The 17518-nt window shown below is 70.4% G+C and carries 14 protein-coding genes; 13 read left to right on the top strand and 1 reads right to left on the bottom strand.

Annotation, left to right across the window (positions count from 1 at the left end; all coding sequences use genetic code 11):
- Positions 1-5 precede the first annotated feature (5 nt).
- From ABEB03_RS14155 to ABEB03_RS14130, 6 genes are all read left to right on the top strand, one after another.
- Positions 6-344: a DUF6167 family protein gene (locus ABEB03_RS14155; protein ID WP_345647352.1), complete on the top strand. Its 339-nt coding sequence runs from the start codon at positions 6-8 to the stop codon at positions 342-344.
- Positions 344-3016 (top strand): alanine--tRNA ligase, encoded by a 2673-nt coding sequence (gene alaS, locus ABEB03_RS14150; RefSeq protein WP_345647349.1) that lies wholly within the window; start codon positions 344-346, stop codon positions 3014-3016. The genes ABEB03_RS14155 and alaS overlap by 1 nt, the downstream gene beginning before the upstream one ends.
- A 15-nt stretch (positions 3017-3031) precedes the next feature.
- Positions 3032-3496, top strand: a complete 465-nt coding sequence (gene ruvX / locus ABEB03_RS14145) for a Holliday junction resolvase RuvX (protein WP_028803703.1) — start codon at positions 3032-3034, stop codon at positions 3494-3496.
- 123 nt (positions 3497-3619) lie between these two features.
- A complete protein-coding gene (mltG, locus tag ABEB03_RS14140; protein WP_345647345.1) occupies positions 3620-5377 on the top strand; it encodes an endolytic transglycosylase MltG in 1758 nt (585 codons plus the stop codon).
- On the top strand, positions 5355-6206 hold the full coding sequence (locus ABEB03_RS14135) for a shikimate dehydrogenase (protein ID WP_345647342.1): 852 nt from the start codon (positions 5355-5357) through the stop codon (positions 6204-6206). The genes mltG and ABEB03_RS14135 overlap by 23 nt, the downstream gene beginning before the upstream one ends.
- 184 nt (positions 6207-6390) lie before the next feature.
- Complete coding sequence (locus ABEB03_RS14130) at positions 6391-10335, top strand: golvesin C-terminal-like domain-containing protein (RefSeq protein WP_345647339.1); 3945 nt, start codon at positions 6391-6393, stop codon at positions 10333-10335.
- A gap of 54 nt (positions 10336-10389) precedes the next feature.
- Here ABEB03_RS14130 and ABEB03_RS14125 read toward each other — a convergent pair whose 3' ends face one another.
- Positions 10390-10533 carry a hypothetical protein gene (locus ABEB03_RS14125; protein WP_345647335.1) on the bottom strand — a complete coding sequence of 48 codons (144 nt, stop codon included), beginning with the start codon at positions 10531-10533 and terminating at the stop codon, positions 10390-10392.
- Positions 10534-10910: 377 nt separating this feature from the next.
- Between ABEB03_RS14125 and aroC the strand changes: the two genes are divergently transcribed.
- The 7 genes from aroC (at position 10911) to nusB (ending at position 17364) form a co-directional block, all read left to right on the top strand.
- On the top strand, positions 10911-12095 hold the full coding sequence (gene aroC / locus ABEB03_RS14120) for a chorismate synthase (RefSeq protein ID WP_095933036.1): 1185 nt from the start codon (positions 10911-10913) through the stop codon (positions 12093-12095).
- Complete coding sequence (locus ABEB03_RS14115) at positions 12092-12607, top strand: shikimate kinase (protein ID WP_095933035.1); 516 nt, start codon at positions 12092-12094, stop codon at positions 12605-12607. Before aroC ends, ABEB03_RS14115 begins: the two co-directional genes overlap by 4 nt.
- The gene (gene aroB, locus ABEB03_RS14110; RefSeq protein WP_345647327.1) at positions 12604-13695 is read left to right on the top strand and encodes a 3-dehydroquinate synthase; all 1092 of its coding nucleotides are present in this window, start codon (positions 12604-12606) and stop codon (positions 13693-13695) included. The genes ABEB03_RS14115 and aroB overlap by 4 nt, the downstream gene beginning before the upstream one ends.
- 290 nt (positions 13696-13985) lie before the next feature.
- The gene (locus ABEB03_RS14105) at positions 13986-14888 is read left to right on the top strand and encodes a Pro-rich N-terminal domain-containing protein (RefSeq protein WP_345647324.1); all 903 of its coding nucleotides are present in this window, start codon (positions 13986-13988) and stop codon (positions 14886-14888) included.
- A 307-nt stretch (positions 14889-15195) separates the two neighbouring features.
- Complete coding sequence (locus tag ABEB03_RS14100) at positions 15196-16302, top strand: aminopeptidase P family protein (protein WP_345647321.1); 1107 nt, start codon at positions 15196-15198, stop codon at positions 16300-16302.
- Between the two features lie 58 nt (positions 16303-16360).
- Positions 16361-16927 (top strand): elongation factor P, encoded by a 567-nt coding sequence (gene efp, locus ABEB03_RS14095; RefSeq protein ID WP_345647318.1) that lies wholly within the window; start codon positions 16361-16363, stop codon positions 16925-16927.
- Positions 16928-16929: 2 nt separating this feature from the next.
- Positions 16930-17364, top strand: a complete 435-nt coding sequence (gene nusB / locus ABEB03_RS14090; protein ID WP_345647315.1) for a transcription antitermination factor NusB — start codon at positions 16930-16932, stop codon at positions 17362-17364.
- Positions 17365-17518: the final 154 nt, after the last annotated feature.

Genomic DNA, 17518 nt, shown 5'->3' with positions numbered 1-17518 from the left:
CAGCGATGTTCCGCCGTACGTTCTGGTTCACCGCCGGCGCAGCCGCGGGCGTGTGGGCCACCACCAAGGTCAACCGCAAACTCAGGCAGCTGACCCCGGAGAGCCTCGCGGCGCAGGCCGCGAACAAGGCGATCGACGCGGGTCACCGGCTCAAGGAGTTCGCGCTCGACGTCCGCGACGGCATGGCCCAGCGCGAGGCCGAACTCGGCGACGCCCTCGGACTGAACCACCGCACCGACGCCGAGCTCCCCGCGCAGCGGGGCATCGCCGCCATCGGCAACGACAAGCAGATCAAGTACATCGAGAACACGACGTACTCGTACAACCGGAATGAGGACCACTGATGGAGTCGGCTGAAATCCGCCGCCGCTGGTTGAGCTTCTACGAGGAGCGCGGTCACACCGTCGTCCCTTCGGCGTCGCTCATCGCGGACGACCCGACTCTGCTCCTCGTCCCCGCCGGCATGGTGCCCTTCAAGCCGTACTTCCTCGGTGAGGTCAAGGCGCCGTGGCCGCGCGCCACCAGCGTGCAGAAGTGCGTGCGCACGCCCGACATCGAAGAGGTCGGCAAGACCACCCGGCACGGCACGTTCTTCCAGATGTGCGGCAACTTCTCCTTCGGCGACTACTTCAAGGAAGGCGCCATCACCTACGCCTGGGAGCTGCTCACCACGCCCCAGGACAAGGGTGGTTACGGACTCGACCCCGAGCGTCTGTGGATCACGGTCTACCTCGACGACGACGAGGCCGAGACCATCTGGCGCGACAAGATCGGCGTCCCGGCCGAGCGCATCCAGCGCCTGGGCAAGAAGGACAACTACTGGTCCATGGGCGTCCCGGGCCCCTGCGGCCCGTGCTCCGAGATCAACTACGACCGAGGCCCCGAGTTCGGCGTCGAGGGCGGCCCGGCCGTCAACGACGAGCGGTACGTGGAGATCTGGAACCTGGTCTTCATGCAGTACGAGCGCGGCGAGGGCACCTCGAAGGAGGACTTCGAGATCCTCGGCGAGCTGCCCAGCAAGAACATCGACACCGGTCTCGGCATGGAACGCCTCGCCATGATTCTGCAGGGCGTGCAGAACATGTACGAGATCGACACCTCCATGGCCGTCATCAAGAAGGCCACCGAGCTGACCGGCGTCGAGTACGGCGCCGCCCACGACTCCGACGTCTCCCTGCGCGTGGTCACCGACCACATGCGGACGTCCGTGATGCTCATCGGCGACGGCGTGACCCCGGGCAACGAGGGCCGCGGCTACGTGCTGCGCCGCATCATGCGTCGCGCCATCCGCAACATGCGCCTGCTCGGTGCCACCGGTCCGGTCGTCAAGGACCTGATCGACACCGTGATCGCGATGATGGGCCAGCAGTACCCCGAGCTCATCACCGACCGCGAGCGCATCGAGAAGGTCGCCCTCGCCGAGGAGGCCGCCTTCCTCAAGACCCTGAAGGCCGGCACCAACATCCTCGACACCGCCGTCACCGAGACCAAGCAGTCCGGTGGCACGGTCCTCGCCGGCGACAAGGCGTTCCTGCTCCACGACACCTGGGGCTTCCCGATCGACCTCACTCTGGAGATGGCCGCCGAGCAGGGCCTCTCCGTGGACGAGGACGGCTTCCGCCGTCTGATGAAGGAGCAGCGGGAGCGCGCCAAGGCCGACGCCCAGGCCAAGAAGACGGGCCACGCCGACCTCGGTGCCTACCGGCAGATCGCCGACGCCGCCGGCGAGACCGACTTCATCGGCTACGACCGCACCGAGGGCGAGTCGACGATCGTCGGCATCCTCGTCGACGGCGCCTCCTCACCGGCCGCCACGGAGGGCGACGAGGTCGAGATCGTCCTCGACCGCACCCCGTTCTACGCCGAGGGCGGCGGCCAGATCGGCGACATGGGCCGCATCAAGGTCGACACCGGCGCCATCATCGAGATCCGCGACTGCCAGAAGCCCGTCCCGGGCGTGTACGTCCACAAGGGCGTCGTCCAGGTGGGCGAGGTCACCGTCGGCGCCAAGGCCCAGGCCTCGATCGACGTCCGCCGCCGCAAGGCCATCGCCCGCGCCCACTCGGCCACGCACCTCACGCACCAGGCGCTGCGCGACGCCCTCGGCCCGACGGCCGCCCAGGCCGGTTCGGAGAACCAGCCGGGTCGTTTCCGCTTCGACTTCGGCTCCCCGTCCGCCGTACCGACGGCCGTGATGACCGACGTCGAGCAGCAGATCAACGAGGTGCTCGCCCGCGACCTGGACGTCCAGGCCGAGATCATGAGCATCGACGAGGCCAAGAAGCAGGGTGCCATCGCCGAGTTCGGCGAGAAGTACGGCGAGCGCGTCCGCGTCGTCACCATCGGTGACTTCTCCAAGGAGCTGTGCGGCGGCACGCACGTCCACAACACCGCCCAGCTCGGCCTGGTCAAGCTGCTCGGCGAGTCGTCGATCGGCTCCGGCGTGCGCCGCATCGAGGCCCTGGTCGGCGTCGACGCCTACAACTTCCTCGCTCGCGAGCACACGGTCGTCGCCCAGCTCCAGGAGCTGATCAAGGGCCGTTCCGAGGAGCTCCCGGAGAAGGTCTCCGCCATGCTCGGCAAGCTGAAGGACGCCGAGAAGGAGATCGAGAAGTTCCGCGCGGAGAAGGTCCTCCAGGCCGCCGGCGGCCTCGTCGACTCCGCCAAGGACGTGCACGGCGTCGCCCTCGTCACCGGCCAGGTGCCGGACGGCACGACCGCCGACGACCTGCGCAAGCTGGTCCTCGACGTGCGAGGCCGCATCCAGGGCGGACGGGCCGCGGTGGTCGCCCTCTTCACCACGGTCAACGGCAAGCCGCTGACGGTCATCGCCACCAACGAGGCCGCCCGCGAGCGCGGCCTCAAGGCCGGTGACCTCGTCCGCACGGCCGCCAAGACCCTCGGCGGCGGCGGTGGCGGCAAGCCGGACGTCGCCCAGGGCGGCGGCCAGAACCCGGCCGCGATCGGTGAGGCCATCGACTCGGTCGAGCGCCTCGTCGCCGAGACCGCCAAGTAGAGAGCGGTCAGGACCATGCGCAGAGGACGTCGACTCGCGATCGACGTCGGGGACGCCCGCATCGGGGTCGCCTCGTGCGACCCCGACGGGATCCTCGCCACTCCGGTGGAGACGGTCCCGGGGCGTGACATCCCCGCGGCCCACCGCCGGCTGAAGCAGCTCGTCGAGGAGTACGAGCCGATCGAGGTCGTCGTGGGGCTGCCTCGCTCCCTCAAGGGGGGCGAGGGCCCGGCCGCGGTGAAGGTCCGCGCCTTCGCCCAGGAACTCGCCCGGGGGATCGCACCCGTCCCGGTGCGCCTCGTGGACGAGCGGATGACCACGGTGACGGCGAGTCAGGGCCTGCGCGCCTCGGGCGTGAAATCCAAGAAGGGCCGGTCGGTCATCGACCAGGCGGCAGCGGTCATCATCCTGCAGCAGGCCTTGGAATCCGAACGGGTGTCAGGTAAATCTCCCGGCGAGGGCGTCGAAGTGGTCATCTGATCGCGATACGGTAACGTTCCGCGCGATGCGGTGGTCTTCGAACAGCCGCCGCACAGCAAAGAGGCGGACGGGAGCCGGGCTCACCGCACCAGCAGCCGCCGTCTCGCGGCTCGTAGGGGATCGATGACTGAGTATGGCCGGGGCGCAGGCTCCGAACCGTGGCATCCGGAGGACCCGTTGTACGGGGACGGCGGATGGGGAGGACAGGCCGCCGACGGCCAGTCCCCCTACGGCGGCCAGCCACAGCACTACCCGCAGGAGCCGCAGCAGCACGCGCAGTACGGCGGCTGGGGCACAGGTCAGCAGGACGCGTACGGCCAGGGTCAGCAGCAGTATCCGCACCAGGGCCAGCAGCAGTTCTCCGGCCAGGGCCAGCAGCAGTACTCGGACCAGCAGTACCCGGACCAGCAGTACGTGGGCCAGGGTCAGCAGTACGTCGACCACGGTCAGCAGCAGTACGCCGGTCAGGGGCAGCAGCAGTACAACGACGGCAGCTGGAACACCGGGTCGCACACCCAGGTCCCGTACGCCGCCGATCCGGCCGACCCGTACGGCGGCCAGTACAGCGGTGGGCAGCCCGACTACTACAACACTCCGGACGCCTATCCGCCGCCGGAGCCCCCGGCCCGCCGACGCGCCGAACCCGAGCCGCAGACGGACTGGGACCCCGGTCCCGACCAGGGAGAACACGCCTTCTTCGCCGGTGGCGGAGACGATGACGACGACGACTTCGACGACGACCCGCAGGGCCGCCGGGGCCGCGGCGACCGCCGTGGCAAGGGCGGGAGCAAGGGGAAGAAACGTCGCAGCGGCTGCGCCTGCCTCGTTGTCGTACTGGTCTTCGGAGGAGGACTCGGCGGAGTCGGATATTACGGGTACCAGTTCTACCAGAATCGTTTTGGCCCGGCGCCGGACTATGCGGGAGAAGGCACCGGCGAGAGCGTGAACGTCCAGGTGCCCAAGGGTGCGGGCGGCGCGGAGATCGGGCGCCTCATGCGGGACGCCGGCGTCGTCAAGAGCGTCGACGCGTTCGTGTCGGCGTTCACCCAGAACTCCGAATCGGGCTCCATCCAGGCCGGCGCGTACACCATGAAGAAAGAGATGTCCGCCGCGAGCGCCGTGAAATGGATGCTCGACCCCAAGAGTCAGAACAACCTGACCATCGCCGAGGGGCAGCGGAACTCCGCGGTCTACGAGGCCATCGACAAGAAGCTCGCCCTCCCTGGCGGTACCACCGGCAAGGTGGCCCAGAAGCAGTACAAGAATCTCGGTCTGCCGGACTGGGCGAAGGCCGGCAAGGACGTCAAGGACCCGCTGGAAGGGTTCCTCTACCCGGCCACCTATCCGGCCGCCAAGGGCATGAAGCCCGAGGACGTCCTGAAGAAGATGGTCGCCCAGGCCAACCAGAGGTACAACGAGCTCGACCTCAAGGGGAAGGCCAAGAGTCTCGGCCTGGAGAGTCCGTACCAGCTCGTCACGGTCGCGAGCCTGGTCCAGGCGGAGGGCAAGACGCACGACGACTTCCGCAAGATGGCCGAAGTCGTCTACAACCGCCTCAAGCCGACCAACACCGAGACCAACCAGCTGCTGCAGTTCGACTCGACCTTCAACTACCTGAAGAAGCAGAGCAACATCGACATCAGCGAGTCGGAGATCAACAGCAACCAGGACCCGTACAACACGTACACGCGCAAGGGGCTGCCGCCCGGTCCGATCGGAAACCCGGGTGACGAGGCGCTGCGGGCCGCGCTCAACCCGACGGACGACGGCTGGATCTACTTCGTGGCGACGGACGGCCAGAGCAACACCGAGTTCGCCAAGACCTACGCCGACTTCCAGAAGCTCAAGGAAAAGTTCAATGACAGCTCGGGCAAGAACTGACGCCCGTCGGGCCGCCGTCCTCGGTTCCCCCATCGCGCACTCGCTGTCCCCGGTGCTCCACCGGGCCGCGTACACGGAACTGGGGCTCGGCGACTGGTCGTACGACCGCTTCGAGGTCGACGAGGAGGCGTTGCCCGGGTTCTTCGCGGAGCTCGGCCCGGAGTGGGCCGGGCTGTCGCTGACCATGCCGCTCAAGCGGGCCGTCATGCCGCTGCTCGACGAGATCAGCGAGACGGCGGCCTCCGTCGAGGCCGTCAACACGGTGGTGTTCACCGGGGACGGGCGCAGCGTCGGCGACAACACGGACATCCCCGGCATGGTCGCGGCCCTGCGCGAGCGGGGCATCGAGGAGGTGGACTCCGCCGCCGTCCTCGGCGCGGGCGCCACCGCGTCCTCCGCACTGGCCGCGCTCGCCCGGATCTGCACCGGTGAGGTCGTCGCCTATGTCCGCAGCGAGGGACGCGCCGCTCAGATGCGGCAGTGGGGCGAGCGGCTCGACGTCGAGGTGCGGACCGCGGACTGGGCGGACGCCGAGCAGGCGCTGCGCGCGCCGCTGGTGATCGCCACGACTCCGGCCGGGACCACCGACGCACTGGCCGCCGCGGTCCCGGAACGGCCCGCGACCCTCTTCGACGTGCTCTACGACCCGTGGCCCACGGACCTCGCGGCGCGCTGGTCCGGCTACGGCGGGGCCGTGGTCAGCGGACTCGACCTGCTGCTGCACCAGGCGGTCCTTCAGGTGGAGCAGATGACCGGGCGGTCGCCCGCTCCGCTCGACGCGATGCGCAAGGCGGGCGAGCACGCGCTTGCCGCCCGCCAGGTGTCTTGACCTGAAGGGTTGTCGACCTCTCCGGGGTTTTCCCGAACGCGCGCACCGGCTGGCGGCATTGCGCCAGTGCCCGTGATCGCAGAACCGTCACCGCGACGGCCTCCTACTGTTCCCAGCGGATGTTGCATGGACCATCCGTTTCCCGCGTGACCCGCGGGCCGACAGGGAGCAGGACGGCTGACAGGTGAAACTCCGAACGGCAAGAAAGAGATGGGCCGTCGTACTGACGTCGGCCCTGACCGTGGGCATGCTGCCCTCGGCGTACGCCCTCGCCGCACCCCAGGCGCCGGGCGACGGCGGGGCCTCGGTGGGCAAGGCGCCGAACACGGCCGCCCGGACGGCCGGGGCGGAGGCTGATCCGTCGGGTCCGTCCAAGGTCGCCGATCCGGACCGTACGCTGCCGAAGGGCTGGCGGACGTCGGACGACCGGGCCGTCACCGTGGCCGGCGACGCGCGCGGACTGCACGTCCTGGTCGCGGACAGCGCCGACGCCTACCGGTGGCAGGAGGCGGCCACGCTGCGGGAGGACGGGTTCGACGCGGACGCGTGGATCGGCAACGTGTGCGTCACGGGCTCCGGCAAGCGGGCCGTGGTGGCCTACGCGCCGCGGACCTTCACCAACACTCCCGCGCTGTTCGACCGCGGCGCCTTCGCCGCGGTGGTCGACCTCCGCACCCACAAGGTGACCAAGCTGCCGCAGCAGGTCTCGCTCGCCTACTTCAACCCGGGCTGCGGCACGGGCGAGACGGCGGTGCTGACCCAGTCCGCCGACGAGGAGGTCGGCAAGACGCGGCTGCTGCGGCTGAACACCGTCACCGGCAAGGTCAGCGGCACGGTCACCGTGCGCGGCGAGGCGACGTCCGCCATCCCGGTCGGGGACGCGACGGTCGCGGCCCTCGGCAACAGGCTGACCCGCATCACGGGCAGCGGTTCCACCGAGCTGATCGGCCGGACGTCGGGTCCCGCGTTCCGTCTGCACCCCGACGCGGACGGCGGCGTCGGCTTCCTCGACCGGCGCGGCAACGATGTCGCGGTCCGCCGGGCCGCGGGCGGCAAGGTCACGGAGCTCGCGCACGGAACCCTCGGCAAGGTGGGGCTGTCCGCCGGCACCGGCGGTCGGCTGTTCCTCACCGGGAAGCCGCAGGGCGTCGCCCAACTGCCCAGCGGAATAAGGCGACTGGAGGCCGACGCCGGTACGGAGGTCTCCTCGCACGGCCGTCTGGTCATCGAGCGGGCCGTCTCCAAGGGCCTGCGCTCCCATGTGACCAGCCCGCTCGCGGCCACCGGTGACGACGGCCCGCTGCCGTTCACCGTCGAGGCACGGGTGCCCGCCACCGGCAAGAAGGTGGACTTCACCGTCCCGCCGGACACCACCACCGGGGCCGGGCAGCACTCGCCCGCGCTGCGGACCGCCACCGCGGGCGGCAGCAGCAAGCAGGCCCTCGCCGCCACCGCCGCGGCCTCGTCCAACACGACGTCCGACCCCGAGCGGACCTGCTCCGTCCCGCGCAACGACGAGTCGCAGCAGGCCCTCCAGCCCACCCCGAACCAGGTCGAGTGGGCCGTGGACATGGCGATCCGCGGAAACCTCACCAGCGGCTACATCACCCAGGGCGGCTGGCGTTCGGCCGACGGCCTCGGTTCCTCGGTCTCGCCGTCGACGATGTTCCCGGTGCCCGCGTTGAAGGGGGCCGCCTCGGGTTCGCGGATTCCGGCGCAGGTGCTGCTGGGCATCCTGGCGCAGGAGTCCAACCTGTGGCAGGCGTCGTACCACGCGCTGCCGGGCCAGACGGGCAACGCGCTGATCGGCAACTTCTACGGCACGAACATCTACCCGGGCACCACTGGTTACGACCCGACCAAGATCTGGTCGATCGACTGGGCCAAGGCCGACTGCGGTTACGGCATCGGCCAGCAGACCGACGGCATGAGCGTCGCCACCCGTCAGCAGCCCGGCAAGCCGGGCGCCCTCCCCGCGGACCAGCAGCGAGCCATCGCGCTCGACTACGCCGCGAACATCGCCGTCGCCGCGCAGACGCTCGCGAACAAGTGGAACGAGCTGCACACCGACGGCCAGACGATCAAGATCAACGACGACGACCCCAAGTACATCGAGAACTGGTTCGCCGCCGCCTGGAACTACAACCTCGGCTACAACACGCCCGACTCCAGCGGCAAATGGGGCCTCGGCTGGCTGAACAACCCGGCCAACCCCAAGTACCCGGCCGACCGGTTCGCCTTCCTCGACAACAACCACTACGCGGACGCCGCGCAGCCGCAGAAGTGGCCCTACCCGGAGAAGGTGATGGGCTGGGCCGCCTTCCCGATCGACACCGGCCGCTCCTACAGCGACGCGGGCGTGCAGGACAGCGGCAACACCCACGGCTTCCAGGCGGCGTGGTGGGGCAACGCCGGGGCCCGCACGCGGGTCAAGCCGTCCCTGGACACCTTCTGCAACGGCAGCAACGGCTGTGACTCGGGCAACCCGCCGCAGTGCACCACGGAGGACTGCTACAAGCAGTACTGGTACCACGCCAACGCCAGCTGGAAGACGACCTGTTCCCTTGAGTGCGGCAACGAGACACTCACCTACAAGACGCTGCGTGCCGAGCTCGGCCGCGGCAACAGCGGCCAGCCCAACTGCTCCACGAGCGGACTTCCGTCGGGCGCCCGGATCGTCGACGACGTGGCCGCCGGGGTGCCGACCATGCGCACCGACTGCTCCAAGACCTGGAGCAACGCCGGAACCATGTCCTGGGACTTCGCCGACACCCCGGGGACCGTCACCACGTACGAGGGCAAGGAGGACTTCCACCAGATCGGCGGCGGCTTCGGCGCCCACTTCTGGTTCGCGCACACCCGCAACAGCGCCAACCGGATCACGCAGATGAAGGTCACCGGCACCTGGACGCTGAACCAGCGGCTCGACCAGTGGGCACGGGTCATGGTGCACCTCCCGTCCACCGGATCCGAGTCGCAACAGGCCAGGTACGACATCACCCTCGGGGACGGCACGACGCGGCACCGCACGATCAACCAGGTCACGTCGAAGAACGAGTGGTACCCACTCGGCACGTACCACTTCGTCAACGGTTCCAAGCCGCAGAGCGTCTCGCTGAGCAACGCCGCGGGCGACGGCACGGCCGACGACGACGTGGCCTGGGACGCGGTGGCGTTCGTGCCGCTCTCCGCGAAGCCGACGGACTTCGTCGTCGCGATGGGCGACTCGTTCTCGTCCGGTGAGGGCGCGGGGTCGTACGCCCCCGAGTCGGACATGGACTACGGCAAGCGGACGTGGAACGCCTGTCACCGCAGCGCCAACGCCTGGAGCCGCAAGGCCGTCCTGCCCGGCCGCTCGTCCTCCATCGGTGCGCTCGCCGACGCGAACGACCCGACCCTGGACTACCAGTTCATCGCCTGCTCGGGCGCGTACACGGACAACGCGCTCGGCAAGTACTCGGGGGGCCGCGACGACCAGACGGCCCCCTGGGGCTGGGGGAACGACGGAGAGTTCGGGGAGATCCCACAGTTGGGCTCCGGAGTGCTCAGCGCGGACACGACCCTGGTCACGATCTCCATCGGCGGCAACGACGCGCGGTTCTCGCCCCTGGCGGCGGCCTGCGCGGCCACGGACTGCTCCGACAGCGGATACACGTACAAGAGCGACCCCAAGCCGCTCACGGAGTACGAGCCGGAGTTCATCGCCAACAGCGTCGGACCCTGGGTCTCGGAGACCTTGACCGAGATCCGCTCGCAGGCGCCGAACGCCAAGATCGTGCTCATGGGGTACCCCCGGCTGTTCAGCCCCACGGCGTGCGCCGTCGAGTACAACGACCGTGAGGTCGCGATCTTCAACTCGTGGGCGGACAAACTCGCCGCGGTGATGAAGCAGTCGGCGACGAGTTTCGGCGACCCGAAGATCGTCTACACGAACCCGCAGTACAAGTTCGAGGGCCACGCCTTCTGTGACGGGCCCCACTACATCAATCCCATTCAGATGAGTCCGAACGGTCCGGGAGATTTCCAGGAGGCCGCGATGCCCAGTCGTGGATCCATTCATCCCAATGATCTCGGCACCACCGCTTATGCGCAGGTGCTGGAGGACGCCCTGAACGGCACCCTGCACTGACGGCAGGCGGCCGGGGTGTCGCCCGCACCATGGGCGACACCCCGGCCGCGCAGGTCAGAAGACGAACCAGCCGCCCCCGAAGGCGCTTTTGAGCAGGTACGAGACTCCGGCTCCGACCAGCAGGAAGAGAAGCAGCATCGCCAGCGTCGCGAGGAGGAACTGGCCGCCGGTCGATCTCAGGAAACGTCTCGCATTCACGCCCCACAGACTAAGCCCGGAGGGTCTCGCGGTACGGCGGACCGCCGCCCTCGACGAGCGACCCTCATTCTCCTCCCGGGCCGGAGTCGAGAATCCTTTCGCGTGCATCTGACCGTCTTTTCCGTCATGGGAATGCGGGAGAAAAGGCGCGGGTTTCCCGGAATATGGCCGGAATTCATCGGTCGCGCACAGGTGACGTCCGGTCGTGCCCACGTGACGATGTGCGTCCGCCTGATGGACCTGCGACCGGATCCGAGCCCCGGACGTGGGAGGATCGGAGATGGCGGGCCAGGGCCGCGCACCCGGTCGCGCCGTCGCCGTACGCGAGGACGCGCGTACGCAGCAGCAGTACCAGGGCGCGAGCATGAGGAGCACCGTTGAGCAGGTTGCGCTGGCTGACCGCGGGGGAGTCCCACGGTCCCGCACTTGTCGCCACGCTGGAGGGCCTTCCCGCCGGCGTGCCGATCACCACGGAGATGGTGGCCGACCACCTCGCCCGGCGGCGCCTGGGCTATGGACGCGGTGCCCGCATGAAGTTCGAGCGCGACGAGGTCACCTTCCTGGGCGGCGTGCGCCACGGCCTCACGCTCGGCTCGCCGGTGGCCGTCATGGTCGGCAACACCGAGTGGCCCAAGTGGGAACAGGTCATGGCCGCCGACCCGGTCGACCCCGAGGTCCTCGCCGAACTGGCCCGCAACGCCCCGCTGACCCGGCCGCGCCCCGGTCACGCCGACCTCGCCGGCATGCAGAAGTACGGCTTCGACGAGGCCCGGCCGATCCTGGAGCGCGCCTCCGCCCGCGAGACCGCGGCCCGCGTGGCACTCGGCGCGGTGGCCCGCTCGTACCTGAAGGAGACGGCCGGGATCGAGATCGTCTCGCACGTCGTCGAGCTGGCCCAGGCGAAGGCCCCCTACGGCGTCTACCCGAAGCCCTCGGACGTCGAGCGCCTCGACGCCGACCCGGTGCGCTGCCTCGACGCCGACACGTCGAAGGCGATGGTCGCGGAGATCGACCAGGCCCACAAGGACGGCGACACCCTCGGCGGCGTCGTCGAGGTCCTGGCGTACGGCGTGCCCGTCGGCCTCGGTTCCCACGTCCACTGGGACCGACGCCTCGACGCCCGGCTCGCCGCCGCGCTCATGGGCATCCAGGCCATCAAGGGCGTCGAGGTCGGCGACGGCTTCGAGCTCGCCCGTGTGCCCGGCTCGAAGGCCCACGACGAGATCGTCCACACCGAGGACGGCATCCGGCGCAGCTCCGGCCGCTCCGGCGGCACCGAGGGCGGTCTCACCACCGGCGAGCTGCTGCGCGTCCGCGCCGCGATGAAGCCGATCGCCACCGTGCCCCGCGCGCTCGCCACCATCGACGTCGCCACCGGCGAGGCCGCCAAGGCCCACCACCAGCGCTCCGACGTCTGCGCGGTCCCGGCCGCCGGCATCGTCGCCGAGGCGATGGTCGCGCTCGTCCTGGCCGACGCGGTCGCCGAGAAGTTCGGCGGCGACAGCGTCCCGGAGACCCGCCGGAACGTGCAGTCGTACCTTGAGAACCTGGCCATCCGGTGACCGCCCCGCGCGTTGTCCTCGTCGGGCCCATGGGCGTCGGCAAGTCCACGGTGGGCGCGCTCGTCGCCGAGCGGCTCGGCTGCGTCTACCGTGACACGGACGACGACATCGTGGCCGCGCAGGGCCGCACCATCGCCGACATCTTCGTCGACGAGGGCGAGCCGGCCTTCCGCGCGATCGAGAAGCAGGCCGTGCACAAGGCCCTCGCCGAGCACGAGGGAGTCCTCGCGCTCGGCGGCGGCGCGATCCTCGACGAGGACACCCGCACGCTGCTCGCCGCGCACCTGGTCGTCTATCTCTCGATGGACGTCGAGGAGGCGGTCAAGCGCACCGGCCTCAACACCGCCCGGCCGCTGCTCGCCGTCAACCCGCGCCGCCAGTGGCGCGAGTTGATGGACGCACGCCGCCACCTGTACACCGAGGTCGCCGGAGCCGTCGTGGCCACCGACGGCCGCACCCCCGAAGAGGTCGCCCAAGCGGTCCTCGACGCACTGGAGTTGAAGGAAGCATGAGCGAGGCAGTGACCCGTATCCAGGTCGGCGGCACGGCGGGCACCGACCCCTACGAGGTCCTGGTCGGACGTCAGCTCCTCGGTGAACTGGGCGCACTGATCGGCGACCGTGCCAAGCGCGTCGCGGTCATCCACCCCGAGGCGCTCGCCGAGACCGGTGAGGCGCTCCGCGCGGATCTGGCCGAGCAGGGCTTCGAAGCGGTCGCCATCCAGGTGCCCAACGCGGAGGAGGCCAAGACCGCGGAGGTCGCCGCGTACTGCTGGAAGGCCCTCGGCCAGTCCGGCTTCACCCGCACCGACGTCATCGTCGGCGTCGGCGGCGGCGCCACCACCGACCTGGCGGGCTTCGTCGCGGCGACCTGGCTGCGCGGCGTGCGCTGGATCGCCGTTCCGACCACCGTGCTCGGCATGGTGGACGCGGCGGTGGGCGGCAAGACCGGCATCAACACGGCCGAGGGCAAGAACCTCGTCGGCTCCTTCCACCCGCCGGCCGGCGTGCTGTGCGACCTGGCCGCGCTCGACTCCCTGCCCGTCAACGACTTCGTCTCCGGGCTCGCGGAGATCATCAAGGCCGGCTTCATCGCCGACCCGGTGATCCTGGAGCTCATCGAGGCCGACCCGCAGGCGGCGCGCACCCCCGCGGGCCCGCACACCGCCGAGCTCATCGAACGCTCCATCAAGGTCAAGGCCGAGGTCGTCTCCGGAGACCTCAAGGAGTCGGGGCTGCGCGAGATCCTCAACTACGGGCACACGCTCGCGCACGCCATCGAGAAGAACGAGCGCTACAAGTGGCGGCACGGCGCGGCCGTCTCCGTCGGCATGCACTTCGCCGCCGAACTCGGCCGCCTGGCGGGCCGTCTGGACGACGCGACCGCCGACCGCCACCGCAGCATCCTGGAGTCCGTCGGCCTCCCGCTGAGCTACCGCTACGACCAGTGGCCCAAGCTCCTGGAGAACATGAAGGTCGACAAGAAGTCCCGCGGCGACCTGCTGCGCTTCATCGTCCTCGACGGGCTGGCCAAGCCCACCGTCATGGAGGGACCGGACCCCGCCGTGCTGCTCGCCGCGTACGGCGAAGTGGGCGAGTAAGTCCCTCCGAGGCACCGTCCGTCCGATTCGCCTTGCGGCACGGGCACTTCGGGCCGACCCCGGCCGTTCACCAAACGACGGCCGGGGACGGTACCGTTCGGTAGCGAAGCGGGGTTCGCGCCCCGCTGCCAGCGCGCATTGCCTGCGGCGAGTGAGCCGAAGGGTCGCGCCGGTGCGGAGAGGACGAGCGTGCGAGGGCCCGTGGGGTCGCGCACGGCCGGACTTTCGACACCGGCTCCGGCGCCCGGACGTGAACCGAGCCCGAGAAGAACGAGACGGAGTGGCACCGGATGCAGGACGCAGTGGGGGCTCCGCTGCCGCCGCCCCACCAGCCGGGGCACGGACCGGCCGCCGGCTGGTCGTCGGCCGGACACCACCCGGGACACCCGGGTCCCGCACCAGCCCCAGGTTTCGCCGGAGCGCCCGTGCCTCCCGGGGTGCCGCCCGCCCCGGTTCCGCAGCACGCGCCCCCGCACCACGCTCACGCGCAGCCGCCCCACCAGGGCGCGCCGCAGCATGCGCACCACGCACCGGTCCCGCCGACGCCGGACACCACCGGGCATGTGCAGCTGCCGCCCGGTGCTCCGGTGCCGGTTCCCGCGCCGTCGCCCGCCGCGGAAGCGCCCGACCCCGCGGCCACCACGCTCGCGGTCCTGCTCATCGGCCCCGCGGGCGCCGGCAAGACCAGCGTCGCCAAGTACTGGGCGGACCACCGCCGGGTCCCCACCGCGCACATCAGCCTCGACGACGTACGCGAATGGGTGCGCTCGGGCTTCGCCGACCCGCAGTCCGGGTGGAACGACAGCTCGGAGGCGCAGTACCGTCTCGCCCGCCGCACCTGCGGTTTCGCCGCACGGAACTTCCTGGCCAACGGCATCTCCTGCATCCTGGACGACGCCGTCTTCCCGGACCGCCCGGTCGTCGGCCTCGGCGGCTGGAAGCGGCACGTGGGGCCCGGCCTGTTGCCGGTCGTCCTGCTGCCCGGCCTGGAGATAGTCCTGGAGCGCAATGCCGAGCGCTCCGGAAACCGCCGTCTGTCCGACGAGGAGGTCGCCCGCATCCACGGCCGCATGGCCGGGTGGTACGGCTCCGGGCTGCCCATCATCGACAACTCCCAGCTCGACGTGCCGACCACGGCCCGCGTCCTGGACGACGTGCTCGCCCGATCGATCGCCAGCCCGCCGCAGTGGTGACGCGCACCTCCCCGCACCCCGGGTGAGCCGTGCGGGTCCGCCGCGGCGGCCGGGCCGTGAAGACCCCCGGCCCGCCGATGCCGGGCGGCGACCCGCGTCCACGGCGGTGCCGGACAGTCGCCGCGACGGCTCCGGCGGGCCCCGGCCGGCCGCGCCCACCAGGCCCGCGGCGGCGAGGTGTCCGGCCCCTGCGCACTCCCGCCGGCCGGTCCCTGCGCACTCCCGCCGGCTCACCGGAACGGCCCTTCTGGACCCGTCCGGCCTCTCTGGACCGGCGGCATCCGGCCACCGCTCGTACGCTCAATTCATGCCAGAGGTGTACGCGGCCCGCAGAGAGCGGCTCCGGGAGCGCTGTGCGGCCGGCGGGAGCGAGACGGCGCTCGTCACCCGCCCGGCCAATGTGAGGTACCTCGCCGGCGCGGCCCCGGCCGGTGCCGTGCTCCTGCTCGGAGTGGCCGAGGACCTCCTGCTGTGCGGCAGTCCGCCGAGCGGCGAGGCCGGGGAAGGACGCCCCGACGAGAGCCTGCTCGTACGGGTGCTGCCGCGCGCCGGCGGTGATGCCGCCGTCGCCGCCGCCGACGTCGCCGCGGCCCAGGGCGCCGAGTCCGTCGCCGTCGAGGAGCACCATCTGACCGTGGCACGGCACCGCGCCATCCTCTCCGTGGCGCCGCAGCTGCGCCTCGGAGACCTGGGCGGAGCGGTCGAGCAGCTACGGGTGATCAAGGACGAGGAGGAGATCTCCTCGCTGCGGATCGGCGCCGAGATCGTCGACCAGGCGCTGGGGGAGCTCCTGGAGTCCATCCTCGTCGGCCGTACGGAGCGGCACCTCGCCCTGGAACTGGAGCGCCGCCTCGTCGACCACGGTGCCGACGGCCCGGCCTTCCCGACCGCCGTCGGTACCGGCCCGAACTCCGGGCGCCGCGGCCACCGGCCCACCGACCGGCGTGTCGAGGAGGGCGATTTCCTCTCCGTCTGCCTCGGCGCGACCTACCGCGGCTACCGCTGCGAGATCGGCCGCACCTTCGTCATCGGCACCTCGCCGGCGGACTGGCAGATCGAGCTCTACGACCTGGTCTTTGCCGCCCAGCGAGCCGGACGGGAAGCGCTGACACCCGGCGCCGCCTTCCGTGACGTGGACCGGGCCGCCCGTCAGGTACTGGACTCCGCGGGGTACGCGGAGGCACTTCCTCCGCTGACCGGGCACGGTGTCGGGCTCGAAATCGACGAGGACCCGCAGCTGGCCCCCGCGGCCATGGGTAAACTGGACGCTTGTGTGCCGGTCACCGTCGAACCGGGGGTCCACCTCCCGGGCCGGGGCGGTGTCCGGATCGATGACACGCTCGTCGTCCGCCCCGAGGCGGACGGCGGACCCGAGCTACTCACCATCACGACCAAGGAGCTGCTCGCGCTCTAGCTTCGAGCTGTGCGCGTGTCCCGGGGTCGTCCACGTCAGTCCAGGAGATTCCGCAACCGTGGCTTCCACGAACGACCTCAAGAACGGCATGGTGCTCAAGCTCGAAGGCGGCCAGCTCTGGTCCGTCGTCGAGTTCCAGCACGTCAAGCCCGGCAAGGGCCCGGCCTTCGTGCGCACCAAGCTCAAGAACGTGCTCTCCGGCAAGGTCGTCGACAAGACGTTCAACGCCGGTGTCAAGGTCGAGACGGCCACTGTCGACAAGCGCGACATGCAGTTCTCGTACATGGACGGCGAGTACTTCGTCTTCATGGACATGGAGACCTACGACCAGCTGCACATCGACAAGAAGGCCGTCGGTGACGCCGCGAACTTCCTGATCGAGGGCTTCACCGCCACCGTCGCGCAGCACGAGGGCGAGGTGCTCTTCGTCGAGCTGCCGGCCGCTGTCGAGCTCGTCATCCAGGAGACCGAGCCGGGCGTCCAGGGCGACCGCTCCACCGGTGGCACCAAGCCCGCCATCCTGGAGACCGGCCACCAGATCAACGTGCCGCTGTTCATCACCACCGGCGAGAAGATCAAGGTCGACACCCGCACGAGCGACTACCTCGGCCGGGTGAACAGCTAACCGTGGCTGCCCGCAACACGGCACGCAAGCGCGCCTTCCAGATCCTCTTCGAGGGCGACCAGCGCGGCGTGGACGTCCTGACGGTCCTCGCGGACTGGATCCGGCACTCCCGGACCGACACCCGGCAGCCTCCGGTGAGCGAGTACACGATGGAGCTGGTCGAGGGCTACGCCGAGAAGGCGTCGCGGATCGACGAGCTCATCGCGCAGTACGCCGTCGGCTGGACGCTGGACAGGATGCCGGTCGTCGACCGCAACATCCTCCGCCTCGGCGCCTACGAGCTGATCTGGGTCGACGAGACCCCGGACGCCGTGGTGCTCGACGAGGCGGTGCAGCTGGCCAAGGAGTTCTCCACGGACGACTCGCCCTCGTTCGTGAACGGCCTGCTGGGCCGGCTGAAGGACCTGAAGCCGTCGCTCCGCCGCGACGAGGCCTAGTCGCACGACACGTACCCGGGCATGCGCCCGCAAGGGCCGTGTGCCCGCGGGCGTGCGCCACGGATGCGTGGCGCACGCCCGCGGGCGCGCTACCACGCACGCCACCCGTGCAGAGGTACGAAACGCCGAAGGGCCCGCAGCAGATCATGCTGCG

This window comes from Streptomyces siamensis (assembly GCF_039543605.1).
Taxonomy (GTDB): Bacteria; Actinomycetota; Actinomycetes; order Streptomycetales; family Streptomycetaceae; genus Streptomyces; species Streptomyces siamensis.
Note: the sequence above shows the minus strand (reverse complement) of the source record. Positions and strands in the feature narration are given on the sequence as shown.